This is a genomic window from Vibrio rumoiensis 1S-45 (assembly GCF_000286955.2).
GTDB classification, from domain to species: domain Bacteria; phylum Pseudomonadota; class Gammaproteobacteria; order Enterobacterales; family Vibrionaceae; genus Vibrio; species Vibrio rumoiensis_A.
Map to the genome: position 1 here is coordinate 189,527 of NZ_AJYK02000082.1, position 14,651 is coordinate 204,177.

General features: G+C 40.2%; 13 protein-coding genes and 1 tRNA gene. 9 read left to right on the forward strand and 5 right to left on the reverse strand.

Annotated features, from left to right (window positions below; all coding sequences use genetic code 11):
- Positions 1–116 precede the first annotated feature (116 nt).
- From minE to minC, 3 genes are all read right to left on the reverse strand, one after another.
- Positions 117–377: a cell division topological specificity factor MinE gene (gene minE / locus A1QC_RS11675; protein WP_017026004.1), complete on the reverse strand. Its 261-nt coding sequence runs from the start codon at positions 375–377 to the stop codon at positions 117–119.
- Position 378: 1 nt separating this feature from the next.
- Positions 379–1,191, reverse strand: coding sequence for a septum site-determining protein MinD (minD, locus tag A1QC_RS11680; protein WP_017026005.1), 813 nt, complete (start codon positions 1,189–1,191; stop codon positions 379–381).
- Positions 1,192–1,342: 151 nt separating this feature from the next.
- Complete coding sequence (gene minC, locus A1QC_RS11685) at positions 1,343–2,005, reverse strand: septum site-determining protein MinC (RefSeq protein ID WP_017026006.1); 663 nt, start codon at positions 2,003–2,005, stop codon at positions 1,343–1,345.
- 241 nt (positions 2,006–2,246) lie between these two features.
- Here minC and A1QC_RS11690 point away from each other — a divergent pair, with 241 nt between their 5' ends.
- The 4 genes from A1QC_RS11690 to A1QC_RS11705 all read left to right on the forward strand — a co-directional run bounded on the left by A1QC_RS11690 (position 2,247) and on the right by A1QC_RS11705 (position 8,012).
- Entirely contained in the window at positions 2,247–2,519 is a 273-nt protein-coding gene (locus A1QC_RS11690) for a YcgL domain-containing protein (protein WP_017026007.1), read from the forward strand.
- A gap of 68 nt (positions 2,520–2,587) precedes the next feature.
- Positions 2,588–3,529 carry a lytic murein transglycosylase gene (locus A1QC_RS11695; protein ID WP_431305850.1) on the forward strand — a complete coding sequence of 314 codons (942 nt, stop codon included), beginning with the start codon at positions 2,588–2,590 and terminating at the stop codon, positions 3,527–3,529.
- 160 nt (positions 3,530–3,689) lie between these two features.
- A complete protein-coding gene (locus A1QC_RS11700) occupies positions 3,690–4,853 on the forward strand; it encodes an efflux RND transporter periplasmic adaptor subunit (protein WP_017026009.1) in 1,164 nt (387 codons plus the stop codon).
- 15 nt (positions 4,854–4,868) lie between these two features.
- Positions 4,869–8,012, forward strand: coding sequence for an efflux RND transporter permease subunit (locus A1QC_RS11705; protein WP_017026010.1), 3,144 nt, complete (start codon positions 4,869–4,871; stop codon positions 8,010–8,012).
- An 84-nt stretch (positions 8,013–8,096) separates the two neighbouring features.
- Here the strand turns inward: A1QC_RS11705 and folD are convergent, their stop codons facing one another.
- The gene (folD, locus tag A1QC_RS11710) at positions 8,097–8,951 is read right to left on the reverse strand and encodes a bifunctional methylenetetrahydrofolate dehydrogenase/methenyltetrahydrofolate cyclohydrolase FolD (RefSeq protein WP_017026011.1); all 855 of its coding nucleotides are present in this window, start codon (positions 8,949–8,951) and stop codon (positions 8,097–8,099) included.
- 220 nt (positions 8,952–9,171) lie between these two features.
- Between folD and A1QC_RS11715 the strand changes: the two genes are divergently transcribed.
- Positions 9,172–9,248 (forward strand) — tRNA-Arg (locus A1QC_RS11715).
- Positions 9,249–9,498: 250 nt separating this feature from the next.
- Complete coding sequence (locus tag A1QC_RS11720; protein WP_141706009.1) at positions 9,499–10,227, forward strand: hypothetical protein; 729 nt, start codon at positions 9,499–9,501, stop codon at positions 10,225–10,227.
- On the opposite strand, the gene A1QC_RS11725 is transcribed toward A1QC_RS11720, so the two are convergent.
- On the reverse strand, positions 10,224–11,246 hold the full coding sequence (locus A1QC_RS11725; protein ID WP_017026013.1) for a hypothetical protein: 1,023 nt from the start codon (positions 11,244–11,246) through the stop codon (positions 10,224–10,226). The two genes, A1QC_RS11720 and A1QC_RS11725, sit on opposite strands and share 4 nt — an antisense overlap.
- 145 nt (positions 11,247–11,391) lie before the next feature.
- Here A1QC_RS11725 and A1QC_RS11730 point away from each other — a divergent pair, with 145 nt between their 5' ends.
- The 3 genes from A1QC_RS11730 to A1QC_RS11740 all read left to right on the forward strand — a co-directional run bounded on the left by A1QC_RS11730 (position 11,392) and on the right by A1QC_RS11740 (position 14,145).
- Positions 11,392–12,405 (forward strand): hypothetical protein, encoded by a 1,014-nt coding sequence (locus A1QC_RS11730; protein WP_017026014.1) that lies wholly within the window; start codon positions 11,392–11,394, stop codon positions 12,403–12,405.
- A 229-nt stretch (positions 12,406–12,634) separates the two neighbouring features.
- A complete protein-coding gene (locus tag A1QC_RS11735; protein WP_017026015.1) occupies positions 12,635–12,850 on the forward strand; it encodes a helix-turn-helix domain-containing protein in 216 nt (71 codons plus the stop codon).
- A gap of 26 nt (positions 12,851–12,876) precedes the next feature.
- Positions 12,877–14,145, forward strand: a complete 1,269-nt coding sequence (locus A1QC_RS11740) for a VapE domain-containing protein (protein WP_017026016.1) — start codon at positions 12,877–12,879, stop codon at positions 14,143–14,145.
- The last annotated feature ends 506 nt before the right edge of the window (positions 14,146–14,651 follow it).

Sequence of the window (14,651 nt, forward strand, 5' to 3'; positions counted from 1 at the left end):
TTTTCCAGTTATCGTGATTCGTTTCTCGATACCCTTCGGTTTAATTAAAAAACCACTTCATTTGAAGTGGTTTTTGCTTTTTTGAGAAACGTTAATCGAGTACAAAATCCGTGAACTCAATCCTTTTCTGGTAATTGAATATTCAATTCCAACACCGAAAGGTCATCATCGCCTTGTTCTAAGCTAACGTTCACCATTGACGGATCAACCGAGACATACTTGCTTAGCACCTGCAAAATATCCTCTTTTAATTGAGGTAAATAAGAAGGGTTGGTGCTGCCATGGTTGCGACGTTCAGCCACAATGATCTGCAAGCGCTCTTTGGCTAGATTGGCGGTATCTTTTTTCTTTGGACGGAAGAATTGTAGTAATGACATTTTAACCTCCAAATAAACGCTTAAAGATGCCTTTCTTCTCTTCGGTCAAGAAACGAAATGGTTTCTCTTGCCCAAGAAGGCGATCGACAGTGTCACTATAAGCAAGACCGGCATCTGATTCATCATCGTGAATAACTGGCACACCTTTGTTGGATGCATTCAGTACTGACTGGCTCTCAGGAATAACACCTAATAATGGAATATGCAAAATCTCTTCAACATCTTCCACGCTTAGCATTTCACCAGCATTGACACGAGCAGGGTTATAACGCGTTAATAACAAGTGTTGCTTAACTGGTTCAAGCCCTTGCTCGGCGCGTAATGATTTAGAATCTAACAAGCCTAAAATACGGTCTGAATCGCGAACCGAAGAGACTTCAGGGTTGGTCGTAATTACAGCTTCATCTGCAAAGTATAGTGACATTAGCGCACCTTGCTCGATACCAGCAGGAGAGTCACAAATAATGAAGTCAAAACCCATGTCATGTAATTCAGTTAAAACACGTTTTACACCAGTGTGAGTTAACGCATCTTTATCACGAGTTTGAGAGGCTGGAAGGATGTATAAATTTTCGCAGCGCTTATCTTTAATGAGAGCTTGGTTTAGCGTTGCTTCACCGTTGATGACATTAACAAAATCGTAAACGACACGACGCTCACAACCCATAATGAGATCGAGATTACGTAGACCGATATCAAAATCGATAACCGCGGTTTTTTTGCCTCGCAAGGCGAGCCCAGATGCAATCGCTGCGCTAGAGGTAGTTTTACCTACACCTCCTTTACCAGACGTCACGACGATAGTACGTGCCATTTTATTTCCTTTTGTTAAATATAGATGTTCACTTTTTGAGCCCAATTTCATCACTGGTATGAAAGGATGAGGCTGTGTAATCATTTAAGCAGAATGTAGCATGCCTGCTTAAACATCTAAAGTATCCGTGCCAACAATTAAGCTATTAATATTATGATATTTTTTCAAAGTGTAAGGTTTCATCTTGTAACGACAAAATCACTTTCTGTTGCCAAAATTCGCTATTGATTTGATCGCTTAAATAATAATTACCAGCAATCGAAACCAATTCTGCTTGAAGATCTTGGCATATTATTTTTGCGCCTTGCTGACCGTTTGCCCCTGCAATCGCTCTTCCTCGACACGTTCCATGAATATGGATACTGCCATCCGCAATCACTTCTGCTCCAGCGCTAACATGGCTTAAAATTACCAAATCTGTATCTTTGGCATAAACTTGTTGCCCAGAACGGATTGGCGTTCGAATTACTTTGGTTGGGACTAATTCAGCAGGTGGCTGATAGCTATTTTTACTATTCGACATGACAGCAAAGCCCGCCTCGATCACGGCTGCTTTAACGCTGCTACTTTTGCAACCGGTAATACCAACGGGAATCATTCCAGCGTTCACAATCCCTTGACGTAAAGAAGCAAAATCTATGTCAATTTGTTGTGTTTTTTCAATATCGATAACTAAAGGCGCGTGGGTGAAAAAAGCAGGTGCCTGCTTCACTTTGTTGTGTAAAAATTGTAGGCAGCTTTCTACGTTATCTTCCGTTAACTGAAGGACAGATAAAGCAAAGCTACTGCCTTTTAAATCGGGTTTTGTAGCCATATAGACGATTACTCTGAAAGTTGAATGCGTGTGTTGAAAACAGTGTGTTAAATACTAGACCATCAATAATCAATGGAATGTTTTAACTTTAAAAAGACTGTCAATGTTATAGTCTACCTAAGGTGTCGTTGGGTTAATTGCTTGTCAAATGACATCATAATGATTAAAAACACGGTTAATTCCAAGAGAAAGTCTATTTACGAGTTTAGATTGCCTATATTAAAGGCAAAAAAGGATAGTTATGTTGTGTTCCGTTTATAAAAGCAGCAAGAAAGAAGGCATGTATCTTTATATTCCGAAGAAAGATGATTTTTCGGATGTACCTGAAGCATTACTTGGCATGTTCGGCAAACCCATTTTTGTCATGGTGATGAAAATGGAAGGACGTAAACTTGCCTTAGTCGATATCGAAAAAGTCAAAGTGTCGTTGAAAGAGGAAGGGTTCTTCTTACAGCTTCCACCGCCACCAGTCAACTTACTCGAAGAACATAAATCTCGTAAATCACAATTGTAGAATTGTTATAGAGGATAGGAATGAAAACCAAATTAATCAGTGTTGCTGCTTTACTACTTGGTAGCGTGATGAGCTTTCAAAGCTTGGCAACACCAGAAACCGATTTCGATGCTTATATTCAAGGCTTAAAACAAGAAGCCAAAGAAAAAGGCATCAGTGATTCAACCATTAATGCCGCGTTTAAAAATGTGACATTTAAGCCTAAAGCGGTTGCTGCGGATAATAACCAGCCAGAGAAAAAGCTCACCTTAGATGAATACATTCCAAGAGCTGTGCCGAAGTGGAAAGTAAAGCAAGCGAAGCGTCTTTATCACGAGCACTTTGATGAGCTTAAACGTATTGGTGAGGCATATGGTGTTCAACCACGTTTCATCGTCGCCTTGTGGGGTGTAGAAAGTAATTTTGGCAAATTTACCGGTAACTATAGTGTGATTGAAGCACTTTCAACGCTTGCCTTTGATGGCCGCCGTGAAGCGTTGTTCCGCAAACAAACCATGGCCGCATTACAAATTATCGATGAAGGGCATATCAGTGCTGACGATATGAAAGGCTCTTGGGCTGGCGCGATGGGTCAATGTCAATTTATGCCAACTTCATTTTTGCACTATGCCGCAGATGGTAATGGTGACGGCAAAAAAGATATCTGGACCACCACCGAAGATGTGTTTGCTTCAACCGCAAACTATTTAAAAACCGAAGGTTGGGATGATAAATACACATGGGGGAGGCAAATTCGTGTGCCTCAAGGTATTGATCCGGAACTACAAGGCCGTGAAGAAGACAAAGGTAAGTACTTGCAAGAATGGAGCAAGCTTGGGATCACCAGCTTAGATGGTTCGCCACTGCCTAAGTTAGAAGAAGACATAAAAGCTTGGCTTGTGATGCCCGATGATGAAATTGGCCGCAGCTACTTAGTTTATAACAACTACAATGTACTGATGCACTGGAACCGTTCTTATTATTTTGCAATTGCGGTGAGCACATTGGCAGACAGCATTGCTGAAGACTAATGCCGTAATACCTAATGTTTAGCGTAAATTAATGTAAACAAGCTAAGTTTTGATTTATTTAATGCAACGTTAGGTATACCTTGCCACGTTAGAAATACTTTTTTACCTTTTTATGATTGCTATTATCGATATTATTAGTAACTAAATTTGAGAAACAATTATGCTCACCAAACGATTTTCTACCGGATCACTATCTGTCTTATTCGTGTTAGCGTTGGCCGGTTGCGATACTAAAAATGATTCAGCAAAATCTGCACCTGCCACACCTCAAGCTTTACCTGTTCAAGTCATTAATGTGGCGCAAAAACCAACCACCGTCTTTACGGAATTGCCTGGGCGTATTGTTTCACAACGCGTGGCAGAGGTTCGCCCTCAAGTTACGGGTATTATCGAAAAACGATTATTTGAAGAAGGCCAGCTTGTTCAAAAAGGGGATGTTTTATACCAAATCGACCCTGCGCCATACCAAGCGGACGTAAACAGTGCGAAAGCCGCATTATTGAAAGCGCAAGCTGATGAGTCAGTCTCTCGTAAAACCGCGCTTCGTTATAGCGATCTTGTGAAGCGTAAATTAATTAGCCAAGAAGATTATGACACCGCCGATGGCAATTGGAGACAAGCCAAAGCTCAGTCTGCGGTTGCAAAAGCAGCGTTGGATAACGCGACAATTTCACTTTCGTATACCCAAGTAAAAGCGCCGATCACTGGCCGTATTGATATCTCAAACGTTACAGAGGGTGCACTAGCGACCACCAATCAAGAAACGCCTTTAACCATGATCCAAGCCTTAGATCCTATTTATGTGGATTTAACCCAATCGTCATTAGCGATGGCTCGTGTTAAGAAAAACTTAGGCGACAATACCAATCCTAAAGTATCGGTATTGTTAGAAGATGGGTCTTTATATGGTGAAGACGGGCAACTTACTTTTTCTGGTACAAGAGTAGACAGTTCAACCGGTAGTGTGACGCTACGTGCCGTAGTGCCAAATGAAAAATCAATATTACTGCCAGGTATGTTTGTTCGCGCGAAAATTACCACCGCAGACAATCAACCTATGATTACTTTGCCTCAATCTTTAGTGACTTTCAGTAAAGATGGCCAAGCCTCCGTAATGCTAGCAGAAGACGGCAAAGTAACACCTCACCCAGTTACTATTGGCGCAACGGTTAATACCAACGAGTGGGTAATCACATCAGGTCTGAAAGAAGGCGATAAAGTTATCTCTGATAACCTAATTAAGCTTCGCCCAGGTGCACCGGTGAAAGTAATGCCAGCAGAATCAGCAGCGAAACCTGCCGTTCAATCAGAAAAAGCAAAATAATAGGTAGCGAAAAACATGGCTAGATTTTTTATTGATCGCCCTATATTTGCGTGGGTGATCGCAATCTTGATTATGCTTGCAGGGGCGTTGGCAGTGATTAAATTGCCGGTTCAGCAATACCCAACGATTGCACCACCAGCAATTCAAGTGAGTGCTATTTACCCTGGTGCATCAGCGAAAACGGCTGAAAACTCAGTAACGCAGGTCATTGAACAAAGCATGACAGGCTTAGATAGCTTGTTGTACATGTCTTCATCAAGCAGTTCTTCTGGTTCAGTTACGGTTACATTAACATTTGCATTGGGTACTGATCCCGATATCGCGCAAGTGCAAGTGCAAAACCAGTTGCAACAGGCGATGAGCCAATTACCGAGCGAAGTACAGCAACAAGGATTGAGTGTTCGTAAAACGTCATCATCATTTATGTCTGTTATTGGTTTTATTTCAACCGATGGCAGCATGACATCTGATGACATAAAAGATTACGTAAACTCACACATTGCCGATCCGGTTGGTCGTATTAACGGAGTTGGTTCGGTACAAGTGTTTGGTTCTCAATATGCGATGCGTATATGGTTAGATCCTGCGAAATTGACCAGTTACCAACTGACACCGATTGACGTTTCACAAGCAATTCAAGCTCAAAACACCGAAGTAACCGTAGGTCAATTAGGTGGTGCGCCTGCTGTTAAAGGCCAGCTGATTAATGCCACAATTACTGCTCAAAACCGCTTAGAAAGTACTAAGCAATTTGAAAATATATTACTGAAAGTGAACCCAGATGGTTCGCAAGTCCGAGTGAAAGATGTTGCGCGTGTTGAGCTAAATGGCGAAGACATGAGTGTCCTTGCCCGTTATAACGGTAAAGGCGCATCGGGCTTAGGGATTCAATTAGCAACTGGCGCGAACGCGATTGATACGCAAAAAGCGGTTGATGCTAAATTATCCGAGCTAGAAAAAACCATGCCACATGGCATGAAGATGGTAAAAGCAATGGATACCATTCCATTTGTGAAATTATCAATTGAAGAAGTAGTACATACCTTAATAGAAGCCATTGTATTGGTATTTTTGGTAATGTACTTGTTCTTACAAAACCTTCGCGCAACCTTGATCCCAACCATTGCAGTACCTGTTGTATTACTTGGTGCGTTTGGTGTTATGGCAGCACTAGGCTTTAGTATCAACACCTTAACTATGTTTGGTATGGTGTTGGCCATCGGCTTGCTGGTGGATGATGCCATTGTAGTGGTAGAGAACGTTGAGCGGGTAATGGCAGAAGAAAATCTGCCACCAAAAGAAGCCACACGTAAAGCCATGGGCGAGATTTCTGGTGCTTTGGTTGGTGTTGCCATGGTGCTTTCAGCCGTATTCATTCCAATGGCATTCATGAGTGGTTCTACTGGTGCGATTTACCGTCAGTTCTCGTTGACGATTGTAGCCTCTATGGTGCTGTCGGTGTTGGTTGCTATGATCTTCACACCGGCATTGTGTGCCACTATGTTGAAACAAAGCCACGGTGAGAAAACCACTGGTTTTTTCGGCTGGTTCAACCGTAGCTTTAACCGTTCAAGTGAAAAATACACATCAGGCGTAGGAAAAATCCTTAAGCGTCCTAAGCGTATCTTCATTATTTATTTAGCCATGTTGCCATTAATTGGTTGGTTATTTACCTCGATTCCAGCCAGCTTCTTGCCGGATGAAGACCAAGGTAACTTTATGGTTATGGTTCAGCTACCTTCTGGTGCGACGTTAGAGCGTACTGAGAAAGTCATGAACGATGTGCGTGAATACTTTGCTACCGAAGAAAAAGACGACGTGGACGCGTTCTTCCAAGTTAGTGGTTATAGCTTTGTTGGCCAAAGCCAAAACGCCGGTATGGGTTTCGTAAGCTTGAAAGATTGGTCTGAACGAACCAATCCATCTCAAGATGTGAATGCGATCATTGGTCGCGCCATGAAGCACTTTAGCCAGAATAAAGAAGGAGTGATCTTCGCGATTAACCCTCCGGCCATTCGTGAGCTAGGGCAGGCGACAGGTTTTGACTTCTTCCTAGAAGATAGGGCGGGTCTTGGCCATGAAAAACTGATGCAAGCGCGTAATATGCTATTGCAAAAAGCGGCTCAAGATCCAGCATTGCAAAAAGTACGTCCAAATGGCTTAGAAGATACCGCTCAGTTCTTTATCGACTTAGATTACGAGAAAGCCAAAGCCTTAGATGTCAGTATTGATGATATCAATAACACATTATCGATAGCTTGGGGTTCATCTTATGTGAATGACTTTATCGACAATGGCCGTATCAAACGTGTTTATGTTCAAGGTGATGCACCTTACCGAATGACACCAGATGATTTAGACAACTGGTATGTTCGTAATGGGCAAGGCAAAATGGTGCCATTCAATGCCTTTAGCCACATGCATTGGGGAACCGGCTCACCTAACTTACAACGTTATAATGGTAACTCAGCCGTTGAAGTGCTTGGTGAAGCAAAAGCGGGTTACAGTACAGGTGATGCTATGGATGCAATTGAAAGAATTGCGAAGACTTTACCTGACGGGGTTGCAGTAAGTTGGACTGGTATGTCATACCAGGAACGCTTATCTGGTTCACAAGCACCAATGCTGTATGCAATTTCAATGGTGGTTGTATTCTTAAGCTTAGCCGCTTTGTATGAAAGCTGGTCGGTACCGATGGCTGTTATGCTAGTTGTACCATTAGGTGTGCTTGGTGCACTTGGTGCGACGTTAATGCGTGGCCTAGAAAATGATGTTTACCTACAAGTGGGGCTGTTGACCACCATAGGGTTATCCGCCAAAAATGCCATCTTGATCGTTGAATTCGCCAAGGATTTATACGACAAAGGGATGGGATTGGTCGAGGCAACGATGGAAGCTTGTCGTATGCGTTTACGTCCAATCTTAATGACATCACTGGCGTTTATTCTTGGAGTATTACCTCTGGCAACCAGTACTGGCGCAGGTGCAAACTCACGTCATGCGATTGGTACAGCGGTAATTGGTGGTATGTTTACGGCGACTTTCTTAGCGATATTCTTCGTACCACTTTTCTATGTTGGGGTCATGAAGATCTTCGGCAAGAAAAGAGAAGAAGAGCCAGAGAAAGCAGAAGCGGATAAAGCATTAGAATCAAAATAATATAACCCGCAATTGATAAGAACCCCCTTGCTAAGTGATTAGCAAGGGGGTTCTTTTATTCTTCAAACTTCAAACTTCAAACGCTTATTTAGAGAATTTCTCACACGCAAGCATCGTGTTCTCAATTAAGCTCGCCACTGTCATTGGGCCAACACCGCCCGGAACAGGTGTAATATGACTAGCGTTCTCTTTTGCTACATCATATTCCACATCACCAATGAGTTTGCCATCTTCCATGCGGTTAATACCTACATCGATCACAATCGCACCTTTTTTAATCCAAGCGCCCGGAATAAAGTTAGGTTTACCGACAGCAACCACTAAAATATCCGCTTGGCGAACATGACCTTCTAGATCTTTAGTGAAGCGGTGACAGGTCGTAGTCGTACAACCTGCAAGTAATAATTCTAAAGTCATTGGACGACCAACAATATTGGAGGCACCAACAATTACCGCATGCTTGCCGTAACAATCGACATTATAACGCTCTAAAAGAGTGATAATGCCTTTAGGTGTGCATGAGCGAAGTTTAGGCATACGTTGACATAAGCGACCCACATTGTATGGGTGGAAACCATCGACATCTTTTTCAGGTGAAATACGTTCTAAAATCTTAGTGCTATCAATACCAGCAGGTAAAGGCAGTTGTACTAAAATACCATCAATTTCAGGATCATCATTTAATGCATCTACACGCTCTAATAATTCAGACTCAGAAGTGGTCGCGGGTAAATCAAAAGACTTTGAAATAAATCCAACTTCTTCACAAGCTCGGCGCTTACTCCCCACATACACTTGAGAAGCAGGATCGCTACCCACAAGAAGTACGGCTAAACCGGGAGCGCGTAGACCAGCCTCAATACGGGCTTGTACACGAGCTTTTACTTCCGAACGAACCGTTTGAGATATTAATTTTCCATCAATAATTTGAGCAGTCATGGTTTTCCTTACAATCTTCTCTAAGACCAGAAGCGAACTAAGTTGATAACGCGGCGTATTATTGCAAAAAACGTGATCAATATCCATGCCGCAAACGTTTGCATTATCAACTTAATTTCTAACGTATTTATTACAATGCGCTTTTTTTCAGCAATCAACACACTATATAGAATAAAGGCGTTGACCTTACGGCTTCATCTCGTATAATTCCCCACTTAAAGCGCCCTTAGCTCAGCTGGATAGAGCACCTGCCTTCTAAGCAGGTGGTCACAGGTTCGAATCCTGTAGGGCGTACCATTATTCAAAGAAAAGCCTTGTAAATCATGTATTTACGAGGCTTTTTCTTTTTCTGCCGTGCCTATGCCGTGCCGCTCAAATTAAGTTTCGTTAAATAATCATATCAACCTGATAATCCTAAAATATCTTTCTTGCTCCTACAATATCTTTAAGTAATGAGTACCTTTTCGCAAATCTAGCCTACTCAATACTAAAGACCATCATTATTCGGTAATTTATGGTTATCTCTTAGAATATAACGATGATTGGTATGGCGAACTTTCTGTCTAAATCTCAACAACATGAATTACAAAGTTTAGGTCTGTCTGCTCTTCAAGTGAAAGAGTGCGAAAGTCTATTAAAGCAAGTTCCCGCAGTGCCTGAATTAAAACCCATCAAAACTGTGATTCAATTACTTGGTAAGGCTCAAAGCTTACTCGATGAGGTTCAATCTAAGGATGCCCGATCATATTCTGAAATATCCGAATTATTAGCAGAGAGTTATCCGTTAGGTAGCCAGCCAATAGAAAGTATTCAAAAGCAGCTAAAAGCCTTTATTGAGCATCAGAAAGGGATTTATGTCTATGAGCGTGAATTGGACACGGGGAAGCAGACTTTAAACGTTACAACGCCAGAGAGCCGCAATTATTACCGCTATGAAGTATTAACTAAGCTTTGGAAGGATTGGTCGAAGGAGATTAAACTTTCTCGCTCTAGTGAGTTTATTCTATTTCTCACCGTCTGCTTAGAAGGCAGTTATTCAGAAAAAGCCGCAAATCGAGTGTATACCAATTACAAACGTTATTACCAAGGCAAGACGGTAGCGTTAGATGATGTATTAGATTCTAAGCAGCCATTAAATGAACTTGAATTAAGAATCACCTATAAGTCTATTGATGGTGAAAAACCTAAAGTAGAAACACGAAAAACAACCTTTCCAAACCTCGAAAAATCCGCTTTAAGTGAGCAAATCAACAAGCTGAAAAAACAGCGAAATTAACGTGTAATCTTCTCACCTTTGAGTGTGGTGTAATCAAAACTAAATCGATGCTCAATTGGATTATTACTACATACACCGATGATTCGTTTATTGAACGGTACTCCTTTTGCTTGGAGGTAAATTCTATGTGAGCAAATAGAGCATTTACCAGTATAAACTTTCACACATAACTTTCTGATTGTACTTATATGTTCATTATTCGGTTCATGCAGTTCATATCGTAGGGTTGCTGCTTTAAGGCGAAGCGGAAGCATCCAATCTGGCAATAAAGCTATATTGAAATTAATCAGCGAGAATAAGTAATGAAAGCATAGGCAGAATATACCACTATAGGTAAATAAGCTTACCATGGTGATTGAGTGATAAGGGATGTCATAGCTTAAAGAAATCCAAAATAAGATGACAAAAATCATCATCGCCAATACTGGGCTAATGGTTAATAGCAGCATAGGTAGGCGATATTTTTTCATGTCGATGTCATTAAGCCAACGAGACCAGATAGGTAATTTAGGTGTAGATTCAATATGGTATTGAATATTAGACGAGCTTAAATTTTCTTCATTGGTATCTGAATTAATGTTACGTATTTCAATTTTATTGATAGGAAGGGCAATAAAGCGATATGAAGACTGGTTACCTTGACCTCCACTCGTTTGTGTTTTTTCTATTGAAGGGATAACAGCTACGCCTATCTCGTGTGCAATTTCAATTAATCGGCTGTTTACTTCATCAAGACGCTTTGTAACCTCATTGTAAAGTCGGGTTATCTCTTTACTATTACCTTGATAAAAGTCATATCGTTTCTGGTTTAATTCACTGAGTTTTTCCGCTAGTTCTTTTGTTGAAAAGAAGCACTCATCAATTTTCTCAGCTTCTAAGGCTGGACAGGTTTGAGTTAACTGTAATAAGCCTGTAAATACACTCCAACAGTTATTAACTTTATCTTTATTATTGTATTCATCCCAAAATTTTTCCGCGACTTGGATCGCCTCATCCAGTTGTTTGATTTCCGTATTCATTTTCTGAACTCATCTACTAAATTAAGGGGGATAATACAGGGTAACCCCCCTTAATACCCTATATCTATCAGTGTTTTGAGAGCATCTTCAAGTTGACCGCAAACAACGTAGTTTGCATTTTATAGAAAATACTTGAGGAAAAATGATGAACGATTTGAATACAATGGCGTATGGATTAAAGAATGGAAACGTTGTTTTTATCGATGATGTCGAAAGAGGCTTGGAGTGTGAAAGTATCTGTTTAAGTTGTGAAGGAGCTTTGATTGCAAAAAAAGGGGATGTAAAAGTGCATCATTTTGCTCACCATAATGGAGATGGTGACAGTTGTAACGAGTCAGTATTACATCGCCTGAGTAAGCAAATTATAGAATGGGAATGCTTAATTTCTACGCCTACCTATGAGGTTAGTGTGGAGGCTTATGATATTAGCGATCAAGTCCATAAAAAGTCACATATAGAAGAATCGAAAGTGTTAAGTGTGGACAGTGTTTCATTAGAATTAGCATCTATCGGGTTTATTCCTGATGTGACATGCAATGAATCAGGTAAAAAGTTATATATAGAAATTGTGGTGAGTAATGATGTCTCAGAGGAAAAGCTTGAGAAAGTAAAGCTAGACGGTACACCAATGTTGGTAATCGATATGTCTGATTTTTCAGCAATGGATACACTTGATACTTTAAAGCAAGGTGTCATTTATGATGCTCCAAGATACTGGGCATATCACCCTGATCATGAAGCAATGAAAGCAAACTTAAAAAATGACCTTAGATTTGAAGTTTCAATACTTGATGAAAAGATTATCTCTGCTGTCTCTAGTAAGTTAGGGCTAGTCTCTAAATCTGAATTGTTAAAACCCAAGACAAATAGTGAACTGATTGTTTTAGGGTATAACTCAGCGTATGGCTATTCAAAAAAGAATAATCGAGATTTTGACTTTTCGACTTTGTTAGTAGCTAAACCAATACAATCAACTGGCTCAAGTAATTATACAATTCGTTCTTGTGGAGGCTACGAATTAACCCAAATAGCATTTAATGAGGGGTTAATACCAGAATTGGCAAAACTGAGATTTCCTTGTTTGCTAGACCTAGAGGTAAGCGGCTCATTTTTAGGTGGACGAGTTCAAAGCATAGTGACTAACTTTAAAATAGTTTAGGGCGATATATGTTGCTAAAAGCAATCATGTTAATGGTTGTTTTTAGCTTTTTTAAAATCACAAATTACCATCCGTACCTAAGAGGAAGCCATATACTATAAGGGGTTTGGAAGCCCTTCATTCTGCATCACGTTAAAAACCCGTACCCCTCAATTGATTGTCTGTAATTCTCATAAACCTTAATTTTGTTTCATCCAATTCGGGATAACACTATTAAGGAAGATTAAACATGGAAAATACAAACATTAACTTAGGTCGCTTTGGTAACAAACTTAACCGTAAAAAGGCGGCAGAATATTTAGGTGTAACAGAAGGCACGTTAGCTGTTTGGGCGAGCACTGGTCGTTATCATTTACCTTTCATCAAAGTCGGTCGTAAGGTTTATTACACTTTAAAAGATCTCGACACTTTTATTGAAGGTCGAATTTTCACTCATACCGCTTAATTCATAGGGAAAGATGGAGATAAATTATGATGGAAATGAGTGAACAAGTTTTCGAACTAAAACCAAACGTACAGGCGCAATGTTATTACCCTGATTTAGCCATGAACGGCAAACCGATCAGCACGCTTGATAACTTTGAAGTTTTAACCAAATCATTAGGAATAACGCCTTCTGTTAATCAAATGAATAATGAAATTGAGCTATTGAAAGATGGCTCACCTTTAGATATCAGCTTTGAAAGAAAACGCAGTATGCTTTTAAGTGAATGTTTAAAAGCTGGCTTACCTAAATCAACGATTGATGATCACTTAACAGCATTAGCAGAAAACAATGAATATCATCCTTTTAAGCAATATTTAAACCGTAGTGAATGGGATGGTATTGATAGGGTTAAGCCTGTAATTGCCGCAATGAACAGTAAAGATCCAGAGTTAGCCGAAATAGTCATGACTAAGTTTTTTATTTCGGTTGTCGCTGCGGTTTATGAACCGAGATTTAGCTCAAAATTAGTACCAGTTCTGCAAGGTGGTCAATCATTTCGAAAAACTGCCTTTATTAAGCGGTTTGCCGATGTGTTCAGCGGTTCGTTTTTAGAAGGTGCAGAGCTTAACCCTGATAACAAAGATTCGGTTCTAACCTGTATTCGAAGCGTAATTGTTGAATTAGGGGAGTTAGAGCGAACGTCTAAAAACAACCAAGGCGCATTGAAAGCCTTTTTAACCAGAGAAGTCGATACGGTTAGGCCGCCTTATGGTCGGTCTGATATCAAAAAGAAAAGGCAAACCGTTTACATTGCAACCGTAAACGGAACCGAATTTTTACGGGATGATACAGGGTCGAGCCGATACGCTGTGATTGAGCTTTTAAACCAAATAAACCTAGATGAAATTAACCGAATATTAGGTTGGGAATATAACAACGGACGATTAAACCAAATCGAAACCGAAAAACTTAAGCAGTTTTGGTTAGAAATTCGGTTTAAATATGCGAATGGTGAGTCGTGGGATCTAACGGATACCGAAAGAGCCAGAGTAGCCGAGGTGAATAAAACGCACGATTTCAAAGGCAACTGGTATGAACTTTTATACGATAAATTTATCGATGTAGAAATGGAAAACCGAGATTTTGAATGGATGACCGCAACCGATGTATGCAGCTATTGCGATATAGGTAAAAACCAAGTTAGGGCTATTGGTAAAGCGCTTAAAAAAATGTTTGAAGATAACCTACTCGAAAGTAAGCGGGGTAGGGCTAATAAAACCTTTTACAAAATACCGACGGTTACATCATTTTGAACAACAGCCTTGCCATGTCGCAAGGCTGTTTTGCTTTAAGCCATTAACTTGTTTAACCATTTTAGTTATTGATTAAAGAGGTTAATGTGATTTGGTTATTTGTATTAATGCAAAGCTGATTCATATGTTTAAAAACATGAAGGAGCAGTCCGAAGATGGTTGATTTAACCACACTATTACACACCTTGATTTCTTTGTTTAGTATGAGTATTATAAATGTAACCTTGCGACTAGGAGTATCTCCAGTCTTTTAAGCTAGGTCCCTACAAGCCATCATATATGTTACCCTCCGTACAGTGTGCAAAATCAGCATTTTGTGCGGAGATTGTAACCATACCAACCATACCCTGTCCTCAGTCTCAGCCTTAATAATTCAGTATATTACCCTTGTTTACCTAATGTAATGTGTGGCGACAGTAGAAAAAAATACATATAAATGCTATATTTTAGCATAACATTCATTAACATTAGATTAAAAACGTTGGGAAATATAGAGTTGAAAAGAA